We start from the raw sequence: 21,164 nt of genomic DNA, 5'->3' as shown, positions 1-21,164 counted from the left end.
TGGGAGGCCAAAGGGGAAGGCTTTTGCGCTGCGGCGAACCTGACCGAAACGCCCGCGGAAACAGTGATATGCCCGAGACGAGACCGGCGCTGATGCGCGCGGCCGCGAGGCGGGATATCGGTAGGAGGAAACGACCGAACCCCGGCCAGGGCACGAACGATTGCGCTCCCCATCAGCACTGTCGCGACCGATTCTTGCCACTGGCGAGACGGGTCGCGACAGGACACGTGGACGCGGTGACGGCCAAAGAGATATCGGTACGTTGGACGGCTTCGTTTTCGGCAAGATTGGCTGGTGTTGTGCGTCGCCCAGAGGGTGGGACTGAGCTGAAGGCGTGCAACGCGTTGGGAATAAAGAGCGAAGCTAAGGGTGTGGCCGCGATATCACATGAAATCTTGGTAAGCTTGCTTACGTTTCCCAATGTTTCGCAATGAAGAAAGTCTCTGCGAGACAGGCGCTTTTCGCATTCTTGTCAGTTCGCTCCCGCCTCGTTGGCACGGGCATCTCGCAATTGCGGCACTGTCCCGCCGTTCCGGGCCCGGCTAGTATGAAGCTCAGGTTCCGCAGAAAGCATCATTACTGTGAGCGCGTCGTCCAAAGCCTCCCGACCGTCCCGCCGCGAATCGGTTAATCCGGCAGCGTTGCGGCGGCTTGATCTGCCCGGCGGGGGGTGGATGTGACACAGCAAGTTCCAGTGATCGCCTCGCGGCGGTCTCTCGGTTCTGCATTCGGAACGCTGCGCGCGGCGCGATGGATTGCGGTGCTCTGTCTCGCTGCCGGCTCGGGGGCGTGCGTGCTGACCCAGGATCTTCCCGATCCCGCGCTCGACGTTCCCGCGCACTACAAATATGCCGGCAAGGGCGATGCGCCGCCGTCGCTGGATTGGTGGCGCGGCTTCCGCTCCGCGGAGCTGACGCAACTGATGGAGGAGGCGCAGACCGTTAATCTCGACATTGCCGCAGCCGTGGCGCGCATTGTCCAGGCTGACGCGCAGGCGCGACAGGCCGGCGCGGCGCTGCTGCCGAGTGTCTCGACAGCCGGATCGGAGTCCTATTCACGCACATCCGGCTCGAGCGCTTCGGGGCTGTCCATCGGCGGGCGCGAGGTCGTCAATTATTCGGCCTCGCTGAGCGCGAGCTATCAGCTCGATTTCTGGGGGCAGAACCGCGACGCGCTGCAATCGGCGGAGGAGACGGCGAACGCCAACCGTTTCGATCGCGACACGGTCGCGCTGACGACGCTCGCCGCCGTCGCCAACGCCTATTTCCAGGTGCTGGCCTCGCAGGACCGCATCAGGACCTCACAGCGCAACATCGCGAGCGCGCAGCGCATCCTCGATGCGGTCAGGGAGCGCCGCAGGGCCGGCACCGGCACCGATCTCGACGTCGCTCAGCAGGAGAGCGTGCTGGCGAACCAGAAGGCGCTGGTGCCGCCATTGCGCCAGACGCTGGACCAGAACGTCAATGCGCTCGCCGTGCTGGTGTCGCGGCCGCCGGAGAGCGTGCGCGTGCACGGCGGCTCTCTGGACCGGATCGCGATCCCGCGCGTGACGCCCGGCCTGCCGTCGGAGCTGCTGACGCAGCGGCCGGACATCCGCCGACAGGAGGCGCAGCTCGCCTCGGCCACTGCCAACATCGGCAATGCCCGCGCGCAGTTCTTTCCCACCATCCAGCTCACCGGCAATGGCGGCTATCAGAGCTCGGCGCTGGTCTCGCTGTTCCAGCCGCATGCGGCCTTCTTCCAGCTCGTGGGCAGTGCGACACAGCCGATCTTCGACGGCGGCAGGATCCTCGGGAATTTCGAGTTGGCCAAGGCGCGGCAGGACGAGCTGCTGCAAACCTATCGCAAGACCATCATCCAGGCCTTTGCCGACGTCGACAACGCGCTGTTCTCGATCAAGCAGACCACGTTCAGGCTGCAATTGCAGCGTGACGTCGTCGCCGCCTCGCGCCGCGCCTTCGATCTCTCCGAGCAGCAATTGCGTGCCGGCACCGCCGACATCGTGACCGTGCTCAACACCCAACTGACCCTGTTCCAGGCGGAAGATGCGCTGTCGCAGGCCCAACTCGCACGGCTTCTGGCCATCGTCAGCCTGTACCAGGCGCTCGGCGGCGGCTGGGAGCCGCGAATGGAGAAACCGGTCAATGCTCTTTAAGCCGGACACCAAGCAGGGCGCGGGAGAGGGGACGGCGAAGAGATCGCGCGGCCGTGGCATCGTCATGACCCTGGTCACGCTCGCGATCCTCGGCGGCCTCGGCTATGTCGGCTGGATCGTCATGCAACAGCAGCAGACGAACAACCGCAATCAGCGCCCCGATCTGCCGGTGCCGGTGCTGGCGGCGAGCCCGCGCATCCAGGACGTGCCGGTTTATCTCGACGGCGTCGGCGCGATCCGCGCGCTCAACACCGTGACCGTGCGCTCGCAGGTCGACGGCAAGCTGATCGCGGTCAATTTCACGGAAGGTCAGGACGTCAAGAAGGGCGACGTGCTCGGCGAGATCGATCCGGCGATCTATCAGGCGCAGTACGACCAGGCGGTTGCCAAGAAGGCGCAGGATCAGGCCCAGCTCGCCAACCAACGCATCGACCTCGCGCGCTACGAGCAGCTCGCCGCCTCCAACGCCGGCTCCAAGCAGCAGGCCGACACCCAGCGTGCGCTGGTCGCGCAGACCGAGGCGCTGGTCAAGGCCGACCAGGCTGCGATCGACAACGCGGCGGCGACGCTGAGCTACACCAAGATCGTGGCGCCGATCTCGGGCCGCGTCGGCCTGCGCCTGGTCGACCAGGGCAACATCATCCATGCCTCCGACACCACGGGCCTCGTGGTGATCACGCAATTGCAGCCGATCGCGGTGTGGTTCAGCCTGCCGCAACAGCAGATCATGCGCGTCAACGCGGCGGCGGCGAAGGGGCCGCTCGCGGTCGACGTGTTTGGCAATGACGGCATCACGGTGATCGATACCGGCAAGCTCACCGGCATCGACAACCAGGTCGACCAGACCACCGGCACGCTCAAGCTCAAGGCCGAATTCCCCAATGCCAATTACCAGCTCTGGCCGGGCCAGTTCGTCAACGTCCGCCTCAAGGTCGAGACCTTGACGCAGGCGTTGGTGGTGCCGACCTCGGCGGTGCAGCGCGGCCCGTCGCGCGGCCGATCGGCACTTTCAGCTACGTCATCGGCGCGGACAACATCGTCTCGGCCAAGCCCGTGACGGTGACCCAGCAGAACGAGCATGACGCCGTGATCGCCAGCGGCCTGTCGGTGAGCGAGAGGGTGGTCACCACGGGCTTCGCAAATCTGTCCGACGGCTCCAAGGTGATCGTCGGCCGCGACGACCAGACTCCGTCGGCCGATCTTGCCCCGCGCAAGCGCTCACGCGCACCGGACGCCCCGAAGAAGGATGGTGCCAACGAAGGCCAGAAGGACGGGCAGAAGGACGGCCAAGCCAAGGACGGCGAGTTGCGCGCCAAGCGCAAGAGCAGCGAAGGCGACCAGAAGGGGCAGACAGGACCGGCGCCGGGGCCGGGGGCATCGGAAAGTGGAGCCAAGCAGCCATGATCCCGACAACAGCCGCTTGAAGCGGCAGGCATAACCCATGGGTGTCTCCGAACCCTTCATCCGCCGGCCGATCGCGACCTCGCTGCTCGGCATCGCGCTTCTGATCGGCGGGCTGCTCGGCTATTTCGCACTGCCCGTCTCGGCGCTGCCGCAGGTCGATTTCCCGACCGTGCAGGTGACGACGCAGCTGCCGGGCGCGAGTCCGGACGTGATCGCCTCGCTGATCACCGCGCCGCTGGAGCGGCAGCTCGGGCAGATCCCGTCGCTCTCGGCGATGAACTCGACGAGCTCGTTCGGCGTCAGCCAGATCTCGCTGCAGTTCGAGCTCAACCGCGACATAGACGGGGCGACGCAGGACGTGCAGGCCGCGATCAATGCCGCCGCGGGCGTGCTGCCGAGGACGCTGCCTTACCCGCCGACCTACGCCAAGGTGAACCCGGCGGATGCGCCGGTGATGACGCTGGCGCTGCGCTCGGACACGATCTCGCTCCGGGTCATGAGCGACATCGCCGACACCATTCTGGCGCAACGTTTGAGCCAGATCTCCGGCGTCGGGCGCGTGTCCGTGCTGGGCGGGCTGAAGCCGGCCGTGCGCATCCAGGCCGACCTGGCGCGCCTTGCAGCCTACGGCATCGCGATGGAAGATCTGCGCACCGCGATCGCCAATGCCAATGTCTCGGGGCCGAAAGGCTCGCTCGACGGCGCGCAGCAATCCTATATCATCGCCGCCAACGACCAGATCGCGGCGGCCGACGCCTACAAGCCCGTCATCATCGCCTACCGCAACGGCTCGCCGGTGACCATTGCCGACGTCGCCCAGATCGTCGACGGCCTCGAGAACGACCGCACCGGCGGCTGGTACCAGGGCACGCCGGCGGTCATCCTCGACATCCAGCGCCAGCCCGGCGCCAACGTCATCGACGTCGTCAGCCAGATCCGCGCCGAGATCCCGAAACTGCAGCGCGCGATCCCGGCCGGCGTGAACCTCACCATCGTCTCCGACCGCACCGTTACCATCCGCGCCTCGGTGCGCGACGTACAATTCACGCTGGTCCTTGCCGTCGTGCTGGTGACGCTCGTGGTGCTGCTGTTCCTGCGCTCGCTGCGCGCAACCGTGATCGCCGGCGTCGCGCTGCCGCTGTCGCTGATCACGAGCTTCGGCATCATGTATTTTGCCGGCTTCAGCCTCGACAATCTGTCGCTGATGGCGCTCACGATCGGCACCGGATTCGTCGTCGACGATGCCATCGTGATGATCGAAAACATCGTGCGTCACATGGAAAATGGCGACGGCGCCATGGAAGCCTCGCGCAAGGGCGCCAGCGAGATCGGCTTCACCGTGATCTCGCTGACGGTGTCGCTGATTGCGGTCTTCATCCCGCTCCTGTTCATGTCGGGCCTGGTCGGGCGCATGTTCCGCGAATTCGCGCTGACCTTGACGATTGCGGTCGTGACCTCGGCGGTGGTCTCGCTGACGCTGACGCCGATGATGTGCTCGCGGCTGCTCAAGCACGCGCACGAGGAGCTGGCCGTGCCGGGATTGGCCGCGATCAGCCGCTTCATCGACCGTACGGTCGACGCCTATCACACATCGCTGTTGTGGGTGCTGGAGCGTCAGCGCGCCACGCTGGTCGTGACGTTCGTTACGCTGATCGCGACGCTGGTGCTCTATGTCGTCGCGCCCAAGGGCTTCCTGCCGCTGCAGGACACCGCGTCGATCACGGCGGTGACCGAGGCGGGGCCCGACGTGTCGTTTGCGGAAATGAAGAGGCGGCAGGCCGAGGCGGCCGAGGCCATCAGGGCCGACCCTGATGTGGTCGGCGTGGTGTCGGTGATCGGTGCGGGCTCCATCAACCCGACCACCAATGTCGGCCGGCTCGTCATGAGCTTGCGGCCGCGCGGCGAGCGCCAAGACGATGTCAGCGTGGTCGTAACCCGGCTGAAGGAGCGGGTCTCCGGCATCCCCGGCATGACCGTCTATTTCCAGCCGGTGCAGGACGTGCAGATCTCGACCCAGTCGAGCCGCTCGCAATACCAGTACACGCTGACCGGCACCGATGCGACGCTGGTCTCGGAATGGGCGCGCAAGCTGGTTGCGGAGATGCGGCGCGATCCCTTGTTCCGGGACGTCTCCTCCGAGGCGCAGGAGGGCGGCCTGCGGGCGCAGCTCGATGTCGACCGCACGCGCGCCGGCCAGCTCGGGGTGAGCCTGCAAGCAATCACCGACACGCTGAACGATGCCTTCGCGCAGCGGCAGATCTCGACCATCTACGGCCAGGCCAACCAGTACCGCGTGGTGCTGGAGGCCCTGCCGATGTATCAGCGCGATCCCTCGATCCTGTCGAAGCTCTATCTGCCGGGCGCCGCGAGCGCCACCGCCGGCGCGCCCAATGCCCAGGTGCCGCTGTCGGCCGTGGCGACGCTGAAGCGGACCACGGCGCCGCTCGCGATCTCGCACCAGGCGCAATTCCCGTCGGTGTCGCTCAGCTTCAACCTGGCGCCGGGCGCGGCGCTTGGCGATGCCGTCGAAGCTGTGAAGGTGATCGAGACCCGCATCGGCATGCCGGGCAGCATCGTCGGCGTCTATGCCGGCGACGCCGCCGAATTCGCCAAGGCACTCGCCGGCCAGCCGTGGCTGCTGCTCGCCGCCGTCATCACGATCTACATCGTGTTAGGGGTGCTCTACGAGAGCTATATCCATCCGATCACGATCCTGTCGACGCTGCCCTCGGCCGGTGTCGGCGCGATCCTGGCGCTGATGCTGTGCGGACAGGACCTCTCGGTGATCGGCCTGATTGGCATCATCCTTTTGATGGGCATCGTCAAGAAGAACGCGATCATGATGATCGACTTTGCGCTCGAGGCCGAGCGCGGGCGGGGCATGTCGCCGAACGAAGCGATCGTGCAGGCGTGTCTGTTACGCTTCCGTCCGATCATGATGACGACGCTGGCGGCGCTGTTCGGGGCGCTGCCGCTCGCGATCGAGAGCGGCACCGGCGCCGAGCTGCGCTTTCCCCTCGGCATCTCCATCATCGGCGGTCTGCTGCTCAGCCAGCTCCTGACACTTTACACGACGCCCGTGATCTACCTGGCGCTCGACCGCATCAACCGCCGGTTCGAGCAGGCATTGCCGCCGGCCGAATCCGGCGGCCCGCCGGTCGCCGGCGCGACCGAGGGGATGCAGTGATGGCATCGATCTCGGAGCCCTTCATCCGCCGTCCGGTCGCGACCACGCTGCTGTCGATCGGGCTGTTCCTGCTGGGTATCGTCGCCTACCAGTTCCTGCCCGTCGCCTCGGTTCCGAATGTCGACTTCCCCGCCATCTTCGTCTCCGCCAGCCGGCCCGGCGCCGATCCGTCCGTGATGGCGGCGACGGTGGCGTCGCCACTTGAGCGGCGGTTGGGAGAGATCGCCGGCATCAACCAGATCACCTCGACCTCGAGCCTCGGCACGACCAGCATCCAGCTTCAGTTCGACATCGGCCGCAACATCGACAAGGCCGCGCGCGACGTGCAGGCGGCCATCAACGCCGCGATGGTCGACCTGCCGAGCGACCTGCCGACGCTGCCGCGTTTCCGCAAGGCAAACACGGCCGGCGCACCCATCTTCGTGCTGGCGTTGACCTCCAAGACGATCTCTCCGTCGGCGATCTACGACGTCGCCGACAGCGTCTTGGCGCAACGCATCTCGCAGGTGCCGGGCGTCGGCAACGTGTCGATCTCCGGCGCCGACCAGCCGGCCGTGCGCGTGCAGCTCAACCCGGTTGCGCTGTCCAATGCTGGAATCGCCACTGACGACGTGCGAACCGCGATCATCGCCGCCAACGCGCTCGGCCCCGTCGGCATCTTCGAAGGCGAGCGCCAGAGCGAGACGCTGTCGCTGAACAAGCAGATGCGCACGGCGAAGGAGTTCCGCGACATCGTCATCAAGAGCTCGGGCAATAATTTCGTGCGGCTGTCGGACGTCGCCGACATCGAGGATTCCGTCCGCAACGTCCGCTCGATCGCCTGGTTCAACAGGCAACCGGCGGTTCTGATCCAGATCACCAAGCAGGGCGATGCCAACGTCATCGACACCGTCGACCGGGTCAAGGCGCTCATCCCCGAGCTGAAGCAGTGGATCCCGGCCGGGGTCGAGATCTCCACCCTGGTCGATCGGACCGGCACGATCCGCGCCAGTGTGCTGGACATGCAATGGACGCTGCTGGCAACGTCCGTCCTTGTGATGGTCGTCGTGTTCGTGTTCCTGCGGCGGCTGACGCCGACCATCGCGGCCGGCATCTCGGTGCCGCTGGCACTCGCCGGCACTTGCGCAGGCATGTGGGTCGCAGGCTTCTCCATCGACAACCTGTCGCTGATGGCGCTCGCCATCTCCGTCGGCTTCGTCGTCGACGACGCCATCGTCATGATCGAGAACATGTTCCGCAACCTCGAGCAAGGCATGCGGCCGTTCCGGGCGGCGCAGGAGGGCGCCAAGCAGATCGGCTTCACCGTGGTCTCGATCAGCCTGTCGCTGATCGCCGCCTTCACGCCGCTGATCTTCATGGACGGCGTCGTCGGCCGGCTCCTGCGCGAATTCTCGCTGACGCTGACCTTTGCCATCCTGGTCTCGACGCTGGTGTCGCTGACGGTCACGCCGATGATCTGCGCCCATTACATCCGGCAGACCACCTCCGGCACGGCAACGCTGTTCGACCGCATTATCGAAGGTGCGCTATCGCGCACCGTCGCGTTCTACGCCCGCAGCTTGCGCACCGTGCTGGAATTCCCGCTGCTGACGCTGCTGGTGTTCTTCGCCACCATCGCGCTCACGGTGACGCTCTACATCAAGGTCCCCAAAGGCTACTTCCCGACCGACGATTCCGGCCTCATCATCGGCGCGACGCGCGCCTCGGCGGACATCTCGTTTCAGTCGATGCTCGGCCTGCAGCAGCGGCTCGCCGAGATCGTGATGCGGGATCCGGCCGTGGCCGGCATCGGCTCGACCGTGGGCAGCGGAGGCGGGGGGCCGGGGCCGGCAACCTCGAACCGCGGCACCATGTTCATCAGCCTGAAGCCGCCGGAGGAGCGTGGCCACGTGTCGACTGAGGTCGTGATCGACCGGCTCAGGCGCGCGCTGTATCCCGTGCCCGGCATCCGCCTCTTCATGTTCGCCGCCCAGGACGTGCGGGCCGGCGGGCGTCAGAGCGATTCCGACTACCAATATACGCTCACCAGCACCGATCTCGGCCTGTTGCAGAAATGGGCGCCGATCGTGGCCAAGCGCCTGGAGAGCGTGGAGGGCATCACCGACATCTCCAGCGATCGCGATCCCGGCGGGCTGCAGCTGACGCTCGCCATCGACCGCCAGAAGGCGTCCGCGCTCGGCGTCAGGGTCCAGGACATCGACAACGCGCTGAACAACGCTTTCGCACAGCGGCAGATCTCGATCATCTACACCCAGCGCAATCAGTACATGACCGTGCTGGAGATCGACCCGAAGTTCCAGGTCGACCCCTCCAATCTCGATCGCATCTACGTCGCCGGGGCGGGAGATGCGCAGGTGCCGCTGTCGGCCGTGGTGCGCGCGACGCGTGGGCTCGCTGCGCTTGCCGTCTATCATTCGCAGTCGTTCCCATCGACCACGGTGTCCTTCAACCTGATGCCGGACGTGCCGCTTCAGGCGGCGACCCAGAACATCCAGCGCGCGGTCGACGAGTTGCACATGCCCGAAGGCATTCGTGGCAGCTTCGACGGCAATGCCGGCGATTTCGCCAGGACCAGCGGTCGCCAGCCGCTCCTGATCCTCGGCGCGCTGGTCGCGATGTATATCGTGCTCGGGGTGCTCTATGAGAGCCTCGCCCATCCGCTCACGATCATCTCGACACTGCCTTCGGCCGGCTTAGGTGCGCTGCTGGCCTTGCAGCTCACCAACACGCCGCTGACGGTGATCGCCTTCGTCGGCATCATCCTCTTGATCGGCATCGTCAAGAAGAACGGCATCATGATGGTGGACTTCGCGCTCGATGCCGAGCGCCAGCGCGGGCTGTCCTCCGCCGAGGCGATCTTCGAGGCCTGCCAGGCGCGCTTCCGCCCGATCCTGATGACGACCATGGCGGCGCTGTTTGCCGGCATTCCGCTGGTGATCGCCACCGGCCCCGGCACGGAGCTGCGCCGCCCACTCGGCATCACCATCATCGGCGGCCTGTTCGTTTCGCAGATCCTGACGCTGTACACGACGCCCGTGATCTACCTCCTGATCGACCGCCTGCGGCGGCGATCCGAGCCGCGTCCGCTGGCGGCCCCGGCGGAATAGGTTGTTGCAGCGCCGCGTCAAGCGTATAGCGGCGCCATGTCCAATCCGCCCGACACTACCGCCGCGCCGGCCGAGCCGATCCCCGAATGCCCGCATTGCCAGAAGCCGATGCCGCTGTGCATTTGCGACAGCGTCACGCCGATCGAGAACCGGCTCTCGCTCCTGATCCTGCAGCATCCGCAGGAGCAGGACAGGGCGCTCGGCACGGCGCGGCTGCTGGCCAGGCATTTTGCCGATGCCAAGGTGCGGGTCGGCCTGTCCTGGCCGAGCCTGTCCAAGGCGCTGGGACGTCCGGTCGAGAATGCTTCGCACTGGGCGGTGCTCTATCTCGGCTCGGCACGCGCGGCCGATCTCGATGCCGAAGGTGAGATCCTCGCGCTCAACCGCAAGGGCGAGGTCGCGGAGAACCAGCGCGCGATCCTCGGCAAGCTCGAAGGCGTGGTGCTGCTCGACGGCACCTGGAGCCAGGCCAAGGCGCTGTGGTGGCGCAATCCCTGGATGCTCAAATGCCAGCGCGTGATCCTCAACCCGGCGCATCCCTCTCGTTACGGGCGCCTACGCAGGGAGCCGCGCCGCGACGGCCTCTCGACCATCGAAGCCGCCGCGACGATCCTCGCCGGCCTCGAGCGGCGCCCTGATATCGCCGAGACGCTTCATGCCAGTTTCGAACGGATGCTGGCTCGCTACCGCGAGGTCCAGGCCGAGATGCCGGAACTGGCACCCAAGCCCGCGCCCAAGGGCCGCCGGCGCGACTTCCGGCGCGGCAAGCGCGCCTGATTTTGCCTGGACATTTCGCTGTGCTACCCGCGGGCCGTGGGGTTGCCTAAGCCATTGATCCCCTATATTGGTCCGCCCTTACGGGGCCACGTGGCGGAGTGGTTACGCAACGGTCTGCAAAACCGTGTACACCAGTTCAATTCTGGTCGTGGCCTCCATCACAAGTCTCTGATTTTCCGCAAAATTTTGACTTTTGGGCGGTTTCGCCGAGCCGCACGCGCCAGCCAGTCACCGGGTTTGCCCGGGGCTTGGCGGAAAGGTGCGATTCAGTCCTCTGGCATAGACTTCGCATCTGCGAAGAGACGCATCCAAACCCTGGAGCTGGAGAGCACGTGGGCGACGTCGTTCGATTTGTCCCGAAATCCGAGCTGGAGCGGGCCCGCCTCATTGCTGAGGCGCGCGCGATCTATGACAGCATCTTTCCGCCGGCTGCACCCGACCGGGCGCCGCAGCACGGCGAGGAGCGCGTCAAGACTTGATCGGGCTGCGCCGGTCCCCCCGCCGCTCGGTCACGCCGAACCGCCCGCAAGGCGGACGCATCGGTTCACTTCAAGGCGGGCCTCAGCAGGCCGCGTACCAGTCGTCGGGAAAGGGCAGGAGGGGCCAGGCGCCCTCGTTGTCATTGGCAGCGTTGGGCGTCGCGTCGAAGTTCCACGAGCGGGGCACGTATTGCTCCACCGGCACAGGCGCGAAATCCTCAAACACCATGGCGTCCCGGACAGCATCCAGCAGCAAATTGAATTCGGCTTCGCTCATCACACCCTCGCAGAACGCGGACGGCGCAATGTCGCAAAGCCGATTTGTTTCCGTATTGACCCGATCGTTCGCATTTTAACGATGCGGCGATCGGGACCCGAATGGTTAGCGATTCCTGAAAATCCCCGGGGCAACCCTATGTGCCGCCGCCGCGCGGCGGGTGTGAAGGAGATCACGTCCCTGGCGGTTTATTTCTCGTAACCCCTTTGCACCGTGCCGGCCAATGCAGGCCGGAGCGGGCAGTGCAGAGCGGGAGACCGGTCATGAAGGCGAGGTTCTTGCGGTTTGCGGGCGTGAAGAGCCGGGCGCGGAGCGCCTCGACGGTCGGGCTGTTCCTGACGCTGTTTGCCTCCGCGGCCCATGCACAGGGAACGGCAGAGCAGCGGCGGGCCTGTACGCCCGATGTCTACCGGCTCTGCGCCGGCGAGATCCCCAACGTCCGCGCCATCACCGCCTGCCTGCGTCGCAACCGCGCCAGCCTCAGCGAGGCCTGCCGATCCGTGTTCGACCAGGCGGGTGGCTGAACGGCCCGCCTGTGGGGTTGTGCGCAGCAAGTGTCTCGCAGAAGCTCGCGAATCGGTCACAGGCACCCTGTGGATATGCTGTGGATTTGCTGCGGATGCCGGACGTGAATGCTTCGTACCGTCGTCGCATCTTGGTCGGCGATCGTCATATCTCCGTCAAATGAGCTCACCGGAATGATTGGGCGATCTGGCAGATCGCTGCTGCGGCCGGAGCTCCTCGCAACGGCGCGTCGAGAGAATGTCGGCTTACCGAACACCCACAGCATTCGTCTCAAATTTCAACCGAAGCGTGCATCAAATCTTGATCGGCCGTCCGCTAGGGATGATCGGCAGCCTTGAACGCAGGCCCTCGTCGCCGCGACTAACCTACAGAGTGCATAGGAATCAGCAGAACGTGATCGAGTTTCGTCTTCCGAAAGCACCAAAATGGTGCTTTAGTGCTTTCTATGAGCCCATCTCGCAAAAACGCGCCGTCCGCGCTGCGTTACCGGCTTGCCCCTGACCCGGCCGCCAAGGCCGCCATCGAGGCGACATTCCAGGCCTATGACCGCATGATGGAAATCCTCGATGAGGTGGCGCGGATCCACAATGTGGGTTCCAATGTGGTCCTGCTCCATGCCCATGCCTATGAGCCGATCCGCAAACAGACGGCGCTGCCTTCGCGGCTGGTGACGTTGGGGCTGCGCGACCGCGCGGAGTATCGCGCCGCGCAAGGGCGCCGCCTGCCGCTCGACGACAAGCTCGCCAAGATCAAGGGGCCCGCCACCATTTCGATTGCGACCGTGCAAGGGCGCTTCAGCGTGCCCTTCGACTACGCCGGCTATGCCGAGGGCTGGGGGCAGAGCGTGCCGGCGCGCCTCATCCGCACCGACGACGGTTTCGAAGTTCACTACGGCGTCACGCCGAACAGCCTGCCAGAGGAGGAGAACGCCATGGATAACATCGCTGCCGCTCCCGACAATTTCCTGTCCCGAGTCGGGCGCCTGATTGCCGGGATCGCGTACGATGCGATCGAGCAGGCAGAAGGCAAGAACAAGCTGAAGGTGGTCGGCCAGGCCATCCGCGAAATCGAGCGCGCCGAGACCGAAGCCCGCGATGCGCTCGCCGCTGCGCGGGCCGAGGAATATCGCCTCAACGCGCGCCGCAGCGAGATCGAGCGGGCGATGACCGATCTGACCGCCAAGATCGAGGCCGCGATCGCAGACGGGCGCGATGATCTCGCCCGCGCCGGCATCGCGCGGCAAATGGACCTGGAGGCGCAGTTCGAGGTGCTCTCCCGCGCCATCGACGAGAACAACGAGAAGATCGAGCAATGCGTCACATCGCTCCGCGCGGTGCTGTCGGCGCTCCAGGATGCCGAGCAGCGCCGCGCCGATCTGGAAAAGAGCGAGGCACAGGCCAGCCCACAGACATCGACGTCGTCGCGGAAATCCGGCGGCACCTCCGCTGCCGCGAAGGCGCTGCGGGCGGGCAGGGCAGTGGCACGGGCCACCGGCGTGCCGCCGGGAATTCCTTATTCGGGCGACATCGACGAGCTGAGCACGCTCCATCGCGACAAGGAAATTGCAGCGAGGCTGGCCCGGTTGAAGTCGGGCTCCTGAGTGCGGTGTCATGAGCGCTTTGCTCGAACACGTCATGGCGCCTGAGGTCAGGCCGTTCGCGATCGCGGCGGCCATGATCATCATCGTCGGCTCGGTCGAGGTGATCTCGATGCTGGTCGGGGCCTCCTTGAGCGAGATGCTGGGCACCAACATCGATTTTGCTCATCCCAGCGACAACGGCGTGCTCAACGCCATTTCATGGATCAATGTCGGCGGCGTGCCGCTCCTGATCTTCCTCTTGCTGCTGCTCGGCGCCTTCTCGATCACCGGCTTCCTGATCCAGGACCTCGCGCGGATGGTGGCGGGTCCCTTGCCGGCGGCGGTCGCCTCGATCGGGGCAGTCGCCGCATCGGTTCCACTGGTCCGCGTTTCCAGCCGTGCCATCGCGCGGATCATTCCCAAGGACGAAAGCTACGTCGTCGGCTTGGGGGATCTCGTCGGCCGCATCGGCGAGGTCGTCGTCGGCCCGCTCGACCAGGGGCCGCCCGGCCGCGTCAGTGTCGCCGACGTCCACGGCAACCGCCATTTCGTCTCGGCGGTCGCGGCGCCGCAATCGGGACCTTTGCCCCAGGGAACCATGGTCCTCCTGGTCGACCGCGACGGCACGCGCTTCGTCGCGGTGAAGGCCGACGATGAACTCAAGCCGTCGAAGCCCACTCTAAGCAATTAGCAAGTCCCACAGCGGAGAAAGTCATGTTCGACATCGCAGTCCCGGCCGTGATCGGCGTCGCGCTGATCGTCGTCCTGGGGATCGTCTTCACCATCCTCTACAAGCGCGCCACCCGCGACGAGGCCTTCGTGCGCACCGGGCTCGGTGGCAAGAAGGTCGTGCTCGACGGCGGCGCCATGATCCTTCCGATCTTCCACTCCTGTGCCAGCGTCAACCTGAAGACGTTGCGCCTCACCGTCGAGCGCAAGGAGCGGGAATCCCTCATCACCAAGGATCGCCTGCGCGTCGACATCGTCGCCGAGTTCTATGTGCGTGTCCGTCCCGACGAGGAGAGCATCGCGCTCGCGAGCCAGACGCTGGGTGCATTGACCAACGATGCCGAGGCGCTGCGCAACCAGGTCGAGGCGAAATTCGTCGACGGCCTGCGCTCGGTCGCCGCGACCATGAGTATCCTGGAGCTCCAGGAGAAGCGCTCGGACTTCGTCAAGCACGTGCAGTCCACGGTCGAGTCCGACGTCAAGTCGAACGGGCTCGAGCTGGAATCGGTATCGCTGACCAAGCTCGACCAGACCGACGTCAAATTCTTCAACCCGGAGAATTTCTTCGACGCCGAAGGTCTCACCCAATTGAAAACCGTCACCGAAACCCGGCGGCGCGATCGAAACGCCATCGTTCGCGACAATGAGGTGGCGATCGCGCAAAAGGATCTCGAAGCCCGGCAGCAGACCCTCGGGATCGAGCGGACCAAGAAGGAAGCCGAGCTGTCGCAGGAGCGCGACATCGCCAACAAGACGGCGAGCACCCGCGCCGAGGTCGCGACCGCGACGCAGACAGCGCGTCTGACCGAGGAGAACGCTCGCATCGACACCGATCGCGCGGTTGCCGAGAAGGAGGCGGGTGCCAAGCAGGTCAAGGAAACCGCGGTGATCGAGTCGGAGCTGGCAATCAACAAGCGCAAGACCGACGCCCAGCGCGAGATCCAGATCGCGACGCAGGAGAACGAGATCCAGATCGCGGCGAAGAGCAAGGAGACGTCGGAAGCCGTCGCCGAAGCCAAGACCGCCGAGGCGCTGGCCGTCTCCGCGGAGGAAAAGGTCGTCACCGCGCGCGCCATCGAGGTCGCCGATCGTGCCCGCCTGACCCAGGTGCTGGCCGCACGCACCGAGGCCGAACGGAAATCGACCGAGCTGATCGTCGCCGCCGAGGCCGAGAAGAAGGCCTCGCTCGATCGCGCCGAAGCCGTCAAGACGCTGGCCACCGCCGAAGCTGAATCCAACAAGATCAAGGCGGTCGGCGTCCGCAACATCGGCGAGGCGGAAGCCGCCGTCATCACCATGAAGAACGAGGCGCAGAACAAGCTCGGCAGCAACGTCATCGATTTCGAAATCGCCAAGAAGCGGATCGAGACCATGCCGTCCGCGCTGGCGGAGATGGTGAAGCCGATCGCGAACCTCAAGGATGTCCGCATCCTGCACACCGGCGGCGCGTTCGGCGGCAATGGTGCGAGTGGAGGCAATGTCGGCTTCGGCGAAGGTCTGGCCGGCGAGCTGCTCAAGGTTCACGCGCTGCGTCCGATGATCGACGAGATCCTGCGCCAGAGCGGCTTTGCGCCGGGCGACGATCCGGTCAAGGCGCTGGTCGGTGCCGTGACGGGCAAGAGCAATGGCGCGGCCGTACCGGTGCCGGTACCGGAGAAAACAAACTCTGCCGATCTATGAATGCCGGTTCATTGCTGCTGAGAATTCGAAACGATAAACAGGTTGGGCGCGTCTCGCGTCGCGCAGCCGTCCCGGAGTGCAGATCGATCGTGTCTTGAACATGGCGATCGCGCTCCGGACGTGTCTCGAGGCAACGCATTTCCCTGCCGCGGCGCCCGCGCCGATCCATGCCGGTCGCCGAGGCCTGTTTTGATCGGAGGATTTTCAGATGAAGCATTTTCTGTCCGGATTGATCGCGATCGCCCTTTCGATCGCCGCCACGCCGTCACTTGCGGCCGATGCCCGCAACGTCACCGTCGTCAACGAGACCGGCTATGCCATCAAGTTTCTGGGTTTCAACGCGCCGGATGACGGGCTGGACGAATGGGAGAACGAGCTCGACAAGGTGTTGCAGAACCAGGCCAGCACTTATGTCGAGTTCGACGGCGACGATGAAGGCTGCTGGAACATCCGGGTCGACTGGAAAAGCTATGACGAGTCGGTGCTGTGGAAGAACGTCAATCTCTGCAAGCTCACCGCGCTCCGCTTGCGCTACGACCCCGGCACCAAGACCACCTCGTTCCTGGCGGAATAATCCTTGCCCGGTCCCGACCGGAGGAGCGGCCGTTCCAGGTCCCTCCGAGCGCGTTGCGGATGATGACGAATTCGTCCTTTGCAAGCGCAAGCGGCTTTGTTATACGCAGCCGCGCGCGAACGAACGGTTCGCCCTTTCCTCGGTAGCTCAGCGGTAGAGCATCCGACTGTTAATCGGATGGTCGCTGGTTCGAATCCAGCCCGGGGAGCCATCAGGCTGTTTCGTAAGCCTCTCCAAAATCAAACAAGACTTGTAGATAAGCCCTTGAAATTTCAGGGCTTTTGATGTTATGTTATGTTCTAAGGCTTCCATCGGCGTCCGCCCTCGTCCGGAGCCGCTGGGGGTATGGAAGGGGGTAGGGGCCTTGCACCCCCCAAATTCACCCCCCTCAGATACCCCCAAATTCCAGCCACGGGGGTTTGAATGAAATTCCGGAAGGCGCTCTCTGATCGGCCGTTCTAAGCGCCAAGGCCGAATCGAAGGACATAAAGCTGGCCGATGGCGGCGGCCTATTCCATCTGATCACGACCAAAGGGGCCACGTAGAGGATCGATGTTGGCTCTTGCTGGTCTCGCGGCCGAACTCGACAAGCTCGGTCATCGCAACGAGCAAGGTACGATCCTCCCCGATCAGCGGTGGCGTCCTGATCGGCGTGAAATACGCCCCAGAATCCCCAGAATGATGTATTCCGAGGCGATCCTCGCCCGCTGGAACCCACCAGCCGACCTTCCGTGCAAGCTGAGGCTTCCAGCTAAGGCCGCCACCAAGCGAGGCTGACGTGACTTGCGAGCTTGATCTGGATCAAGCCTCCGCGGTGGGCCGCCCCGCTAGCTGCTCAGCAGCGGTCCGTCGGCCTGGAGGCAACGACCCTTGAAAACGCTTCGCCAGCTTCTGTCCGCGGAGGACATTGTCCAACTCGTGATCCGGCTAGGCTTGCTCGGGCTGCTGATCTTCTGGACATTTGTCGTCCTCCGGCCGTTCGTGCCGATCCTGAGCTGGAGCGCCGTGCTGGCCGTGGCGTTTCATCCCGTCTTCGCCTGGCTCGCCCAACGCCTCGGTGGCCGTCCCCGGACAGCCTCAGCCGTTCTCACCCTGATCACGCTGGGCATCGTCATCGGTCCCGCCGCCTGGCTCGGCCTCAGTGCAGTCGAAGGAATCCGGGACCTTGCGGGCCAGATCGGCAGTGGCGATCTCGCGCTCCAGGCCGCACCGGAGCAGATCAGGAGCTGGCCGTTGATCGGTCCTCAGCTCTACGCGATCTGGAACGAGGCCTACACGAACATCCGTGCGGCGCTGCGCGAAGTGGCGCCGTACTTGAAACCGCTCGCCGGAGTGATGCTGTCGTTTGCCGGTGACACCGGAATTGGCATGCTCCAATTCCTGCTGTCGGTGATCGTCGCGGGCTTTCTGCTCCCGCACGGCGCGCAGCTCGTCGCCGCGCTGCGCGGCTTCCTGTTGCGCGTCGTGCCCGGCCGGAGCGAGCACTTTCTCGAGCTCGCCGGCGCAACCATACGCGCCGTCGCGCAGGGCATTATCGGCGTCGCCATCCTTCAGGCCTTGCTGGCGGGCATCGGCTTCAAGCTCGCAGAGATCCCAAGCGCGGGACTGCTCGCGGTCGTCGTGCTCTTGCTGTCGATTGTCCAAATCGGCGCCGGCCCCGTTCTTTTCCCCGTGCTGGTCTGGATATGGGTGGACAAGGACGTGACCGTCGCCCTGCTCTTGACTGTCTATCTGGTCGTCGTCGGTCTGCTCGACAACGTGCTGAAGCCGCTCCTCATGGGGCGGGGCCTGACGACGCCGACGCTGGTCATCCTGATCGGGGTCATTGGTGGTACGCTCGCGCATGGAATCATCGGACTGTTCATTGGGCCGATCATCCTGTCGGTGGCCTGGGAGCTCGCGACCGCATGGACAGGAATCGACCGCGCTGCGTCAGCGCGGGTCGATCAGGAAACCGTTGTCGCAAAGGAAACGATCGAGGCACGGTTGGCCTAGGCTGAAATGAGGTGTGGTTCACCCCGATGATGCTCCAATTCCTTGTCGGCACGCTCGTCAGCGTGATCAATATCGGAATACACGCGCTCGTGACGGTGGTCGCCGTCACCGTCGCCCGCAGTGCCGTCCCGCGCCATACCAAGCGACCGCGATTGCACCTCATGAGCGTCATGATCACGATCGCCGTCGTGTTGAAGATCGCCCACATGATCGAAATTCTGGTGTGGGCGGCGACCTATCATGTCGTCCAGGCCGCCGCCGACGCAGACATGCTCTACTTTGCCTTCGTCAACTACACCACGCTTGGCTACGGCGACATCACGCCGGTGCGCGAATGGCGCCTGCTCGGCCCGCTGACCGCCATGAACGGTGTTCTGCTGTTCGGCTGGTCCGCCGCCATTCTGTTCGAAGTCTTGCTCAAGACGCTCGACCATCTCGGCCTCACCGAAAAATCCGGCGTGGACCTGCCACGCACCTGATGCTGTCGCGTCGGTCAACCGCGACCATTGCGGATCGTGAACCGGCCTTTCGCCGGCTCAGGGCTGCAGATCGAGGCTTGCGAGCTGGTGCCGGTCGAGCAGCACGATCTGGCGTTGGGTGTTGCCGATGAAGCCGAGCACGCCGAGCTCATGCAGCCGCGACAAAGCCCGCGAGACGGTCTCCAGCGTCAGGCCGAGATAGTCGGCGATATCGCGGCGTGACATCGGAAGCGCCATGACGCCTGCAGCCGTCAGGCGCTTGTCCATTTCGAGCAGGAACGCGGCGACACGCTCCAGGGAGGTCTTGCGGCCGAGAAGCAGCATGTGGTCTTCCGCATGCTGGAGGTTATTCGTGGTCATGCTGAGCAGGTTTCTGGCTACCATGGCATCGCTCTCGGCCACGATTTCCAGGCTTTGGCGCTTGATCAGCCGTACCGTGGTATCGACGATGGCTTCCGTCGTGAAGCGGTGCTCGCTGCCGTTCTCGAGCCCGAAGATGTCACCGACGAGGTGAAATGCGCCGATCTGCCTGCGACCGTCCGACAGCAGCTTGTAGCTTCGTACCGCGCCGGACTTGACCTGATAGACATACTCGGCCGGCTCCTTCTCGCCGTAGATCTCGGAGCCTTTCCGGTAGGAAAATTCGCTTAAATTGACCAGTGCATTTGAATGACTTGCCATACCGAGGTCGCGGAGAGTATTGGGTCGCAGCGTGGAATCCGTCGTGATGCGAACGAACATAGGCCAACTCCTCAGCTTTTCCGCCGAATTGGTCTGTCAGACGAAATACGTTGCCGGAAATGCGCCGCGCAATCCCACTCCCGCCGAAGTTGATTTTCGGCCAGCGAAGTATTGTTATCCATTGTCCCAAGGTTCATTGTACCAAAGGACAGCACGGACGATTGCTGCGCTGGATGAGAAGCCCTCTGCGCAGGGTAGCTGCGACGAATTGCGAAGCAGATATTTCGACTTTCAGACGTGAGGATCGCTTTGAACAATGAGAAGGACGTCGAGCGTCCTCATTGAGTTGGGCGAGAGGTAGAAGTTGCCAGGCCTTGTTCACGTTGTTGACGACGACGCGTCCTTTCGGACCGCGATCGAGCGCCGGCTGAAGCTCGCAGGGGTACGAGGTGGCGACATATGCTTCTGCATCGGAGCTGCTGGACTCGCTATCGGATGACGAGCAGGCCGGGTGTATCCTGCTCGACGTCCGGATTCCTGGCCTGAGCGGTCCCGACCTGCAGGCCCGGCTGGTCGCATCCGGTTCGATGTTACCCATCATCTTTTTGACCGGTCATGCCGACACGCCAACGACCGTACGTGCAATCAAGGCCGGTGCGGAAGACTTCCTGACCAAACCAGTTTCGTCCGAGCAACTGCTCGATGCCATCGAGCGGGCGCTGGCCAGTCAGCGGACGGCGCGGGCCCAGGCCAGCAGGCTTGATACGCTTCGTCGTCATCTGGCCGCGCTGACCCAGCGCGAGCGACAGGTGTTTGATCTGATCGTGCGCGGCCGGATCAACAAGCAGATCGCGCATGAGCTGGGGACCACCGAGCGCACCGTGAAAGCACACCGCCATCAAGTGATGGAGAAGATGCAGGTTCGCTCGCTGGCGGAGCTCGTTTCGATCGCAGAGCGTCTCGGAATGCTCAATCCCGACGAACGCTGACGGCTTTGGAACGGCTTAAAGTTCCCTCGATGCGCCTGTCCCAAAGGACAATGCCGAGGCGTGTTGACAGTGCGCGACAAGCTGTGTGCAAGATGCACACATAACCGCGTCAGAATGCGGAGCCTTCGCAATCCAATATCCCAACGGCGTCTTCCAGAAAGGCAAATCGCCTTGCCCCTGCGCGAATCCGTCTTTGTCGTAGATGACGATCGGTCCATGCGGACCAGCATGGACCGGCTTCTGCGGGGACACGGCTTCGCAACGACTCTGTTCGACTCTGATAGCGCCTTGCTCGATCATGGCAGGCTCCATACGGCGATCTGCATCATCCTCGACATCAATCTGGGTGCGAGGTCCGGCATCGAGGTGCGGCGAAGCTTGGCCGAGAATGGCATCGCAGCGCCGGTGATCTATGTCACCGGCAATGACAGCCCGGCGAACCGCGCCGCAGCGATTGCTTCAGGCTGCATCGCCTATCTCATCAAACCGTTTGCGGCTCAGTCCTTGATCGAGTCCGTCGAGCGCGCACTCGTCTCGTAGCTCCGCC

Annotated in this window: 15 protein-coding genes, 2 tRNA genes and 2 pseudogenes; 17 read left to right on the top strand and 2 right to left on the bottom strand. The window is 64.5% G+C overall.

Annotation, left to right across the window (positions count from 1 at the left end; genetic code table 11):
• The first annotated feature begins 670 nt into the window (after nt 1–670).
• The 7 genes and pseudogenes from ABIA45_RS09345 to ABIA45_RS09315 all read left to right on the top strand — a co-directional run bounded on the left by ABIA45_RS09345 (nt 671) and on the right by ABIA45_RS09315 (nt 11,109).
• Nucleotides 671–2,155, top strand: a complete 1,485-nt coding sequence (locus ABIA45_RS09345; protein ID WP_271542152.1) for an efflux transporter outer membrane subunit — start codon at nt 671–673, stop codon at nt 2,153–2,155.
• A pseudogene (locus ABIA45_RS09340) lies at nt 2,145–3,559 on the top strand (efflux RND transporter periplasmic adaptor subunit). The gene ABIA45_RS09345 and the pseudogene ABIA45_RS09340 overlap by 11 nt, the downstream one beginning before the upstream one ends.
• Nucleotides 3,560–3,596: 37 nt before the next feature.
• A complete protein-coding gene (locus ABIA45_RS09335; protein ID WP_404651804.1) occupies nt 3,597–6,746 on the top strand; it encodes an efflux RND transporter permease subunit in 3,150 nt (1,049 codons plus the stop codon).
• Nucleotides 6,746–9,853 carry an efflux RND transporter permease subunit gene (locus ABIA45_RS09330; RefSeq protein WP_157284297.1) on the top strand — a complete coding sequence of 1,036 codons (3,108 nt, stop codon included), beginning with the start codon at nt 6,746–6,748 and terminating at the stop codon, nt 9,851–9,853. The genes ABIA45_RS09335 and ABIA45_RS09330 overlap by 1 nt, the downstream gene beginning before the upstream one ends.
• A gap of 36 nt (nt 9,854–9,889) precedes the next feature.
• Entirely contained in the window at nt 9,890–10,630 is a 741-nt protein-coding gene (locus tag ABIA45_RS09325; RefSeq protein ID WP_404651802.1) for a tRNA-uridine aminocarboxypropyltransferase, read from the top strand.
• Nucleotides 10,631–10,714: 84 nt separating this feature from the next.
• Nucleotides 10,715–10,788, top strand: a tRNA-Cys gene (locus tag ABIA45_RS09320).
• 174 nt (nt 10,789–10,962) lie between these two features.
• The gene (locus tag ABIA45_RS09315; protein WP_198399783.1) at nt 10,963–11,109 is read left to right on the top strand and encodes a hypothetical protein; all 147 of its coding nucleotides are present in this window, start codon (nt 10,963–10,965) and stop codon (nt 11,107–11,109) included.
• A gap of 82 nt (nt 11,110–11,191) precedes the next feature.
• On the opposite strand, the gene ABIA45_RS09310 is transcribed toward ABIA45_RS09315, so the two are convergent.
• A complete protein-coding gene (locus ABIA45_RS09310; RefSeq protein WP_404651800.1) occupies nt 11,192–11,386 on the bottom strand; it encodes a hypothetical protein in 195 nt (64 codons plus the stop codon).
• Nucleotides 11,387–11,649: 263 nt separating this feature from the next.
• Here ABIA45_RS09310 and ABIA45_RS09305 point away from each other — a divergent pair, with 263 nt between their 5' ends.
• The 8 genes from ABIA45_RS09305 to ABIA45_RS09270 all read left to right on the top strand — a co-directional run bounded on the left by ABIA45_RS09305 (nt 11,650) and on the right by ABIA45_RS09270 (nt 18,947).
• On the top strand, nt 11,650–11,910 hold the full coding sequence (locus ABIA45_RS09305; protein ID WP_157284303.1) for a hypothetical protein: 261 nt from the start codon (nt 11,650–11,652) through the stop codon (nt 11,908–11,910).
• Nucleotides 11,911–12,347: 437 nt separating this feature from the next.
• A complete protein-coding gene (locus ABIA45_RS09300; protein WP_404651798.1) occupies nt 12,348–13,511 on the top strand; it encodes a PspA/IM30 family protein in 1,164 nt (387 codons plus the stop codon).
• A 10-nt stretch (nt 13,512–13,521) separates the two neighbouring features.
• Nucleotides 13,522–14,181: an OB-fold-containig protein gene (locus tag ABIA45_RS09295; protein ID WP_157284307.1), complete on the top strand. Its 660-nt coding sequence runs from the start codon at nt 13,522–13,524 to the stop codon at nt 14,179–14,181.
• 23 nt (nt 14,182–14,204) lie between these two features.
• Nucleotides 14,205–15,899, top strand: a complete 1,695-nt coding sequence (locus ABIA45_RS09290; protein WP_157284309.1) for a flotillin family protein — start codon at nt 14,205–14,207, stop codon at nt 15,897–15,899.
• 208 nt (nt 15,900–16,107) lie between these two features.
• Nucleotides 16,108–16,473 (top strand): hypothetical protein, encoded by a 366-nt coding sequence (locus ABIA45_RS09285; RefSeq protein WP_404651796.1) that lies wholly within the window; start codon nt 16,108–16,110, stop codon nt 16,471–16,473.
• A gap of 136 nt (nt 16,474–16,609) precedes the next feature.
• A tRNA-Asn gene (locus ABIA45_RS09280) sits at nt 16,610–16,684 on the top strand.
• A 722-nt stretch (nt 16,685–17,406) separates the two neighbouring features.
• Nucleotides 17,407–18,468: an AI-2E family transporter gene (locus tag ABIA45_RS09275; RefSeq protein ID WP_404541182.1), complete on the top strand. Its 1,062-nt coding sequence runs from the start codon at nt 17,407–17,409 to the stop codon at nt 18,466–18,468.
• 26 nt (nt 18,469–18,494) lie between these two features.
• The gene (locus ABIA45_RS09270) at nt 18,495–18,947 is read left to right on the top strand and encodes a potassium channel family protein (protein ID WP_404651794.1); all 453 of its coding nucleotides are present in this window, start codon (nt 18,495–18,497) and stop codon (nt 18,945–18,947) included.
• Between the two features lie 57 nt (nt 18,948–19,004).
• Here ABIA45_RS09270 and ABIA45_RS09265 read toward each other — a convergent pair whose 3' ends face one another.
• Nucleotides 19,005–19,688: a helix-turn-helix domain-containing protein gene (locus ABIA45_RS09265; protein ID WP_036039435.1), complete on the bottom strand. Its 684-nt coding sequence runs from the start codon at nt 19,686–19,688 to the stop codon at nt 19,005–19,007.
• Between the two features lie 304 nt (nt 19,689–19,992).
• Between ABIA45_RS09265 and ABIA45_RS09260 the strand changes: the two are divergent.
• Together ABIA45_RS09260 and ABIA45_RS09255 are read left to right on the top strand one after the other, a co-directional pair.
• Nucleotides 19,993–20,617: pseudogene (locus ABIA45_RS09260) on the top strand (response regulator transcription factor).
• A 171-nt stretch (nt 20,618–20,788) separates the two neighbouring features.
• Nucleotides 20,789–21,157: a response regulator gene (locus tag ABIA45_RS09255; RefSeq protein ID WP_404655638.1), complete on the top strand. Its 369-nt coding sequence runs from the start codon at nt 20,789–20,791 to the stop codon at nt 21,155–21,157.
• Nucleotides 21,158–21,164 lie beyond the last annotated feature (7 nt).

The organism is Bradyrhizobium sp. USDA 336 (assembly GCF_044908355.1).
Taxonomy (GTDB): domain Bacteria; phylum Pseudomonadota; class Alphaproteobacteria; order Rhizobiales; family Xanthobacteraceae; genus Bradyrhizobium; species Bradyrhizobium yuanmingense.
Note: the sequence above shows the minus strand (reverse complement) of the source record. Positions and strands in the feature narration are given on the sequence as shown.

Coding starts and splice junctions, on each gene's coding strand:
- ABIA45_RS09335 (WP_404651804.1), top strand. CDS start 3,597: ATGGGTGTCTCCGAACCCTTCATCCGCCGGCCGATCGCGACCTCGCTG.
- ABIA45_RS09330 (WP_157284297.1), top strand. CDS start 6,746: ATGGCATCGATCTCGGAGCCCTTCATCCGCCGTCCGGTCGCGACCACG.
- ABIA45_RS09325 (WP_404651802.1), top strand. CDS start 9,890: ATGTCCAATCCGCCCGACACTACCGCCGCGCCGGCCGAGCCGATCCCC.
- ABIA45_RS09310 (WP_404651800.1), bottom strand. CDS start 11,386: ATGAGCGAAGCCGAATTCAATTTGCTGCTGGATGCTGTCCGGGACGCC.
- ABIA45_RS09305 (WP_157284303.1), top strand. CDS start 11,650: ATGAAGGCGAGGTTCTTGCGGTTTGCGGGCGTGAAGAGCCGGGCGCGG.
- ABIA45_RS09295 (WP_157284307.1), top strand. CDS start 13,522: ATGAGCGCTTTGCTCGAACACGTCATGGCGCCTGAGGTCAGGCCGTTC.
- ABIA45_RS09290 (WP_157284309.1), top strand. CDS start 14,205: ATGTTCGACATCGCAGTCCCGGCCGTGATCGGCGTCGCGCTGATCGTC.
- ABIA45_RS09285 (WP_404651796.1), top strand. CDS start 16,108: ATGAAGCATTTTCTGTCCGGATTGATCGCGATCGCCCTTTCGATCGCC.
- ABIA45_RS09270 (WP_404651794.1), top strand. CDS start 18,495: ATGATGCTCCAATTCCTTGTCGGCACGCTCGTCAGCGTGATCAATATC.
- ABIA45_RS09265 (WP_036039435.1), bottom strand. CDS start 19,688: ATGTTCGTTCGCATCACGACGGATTCCACGCTGCGACCCAATACTCTC.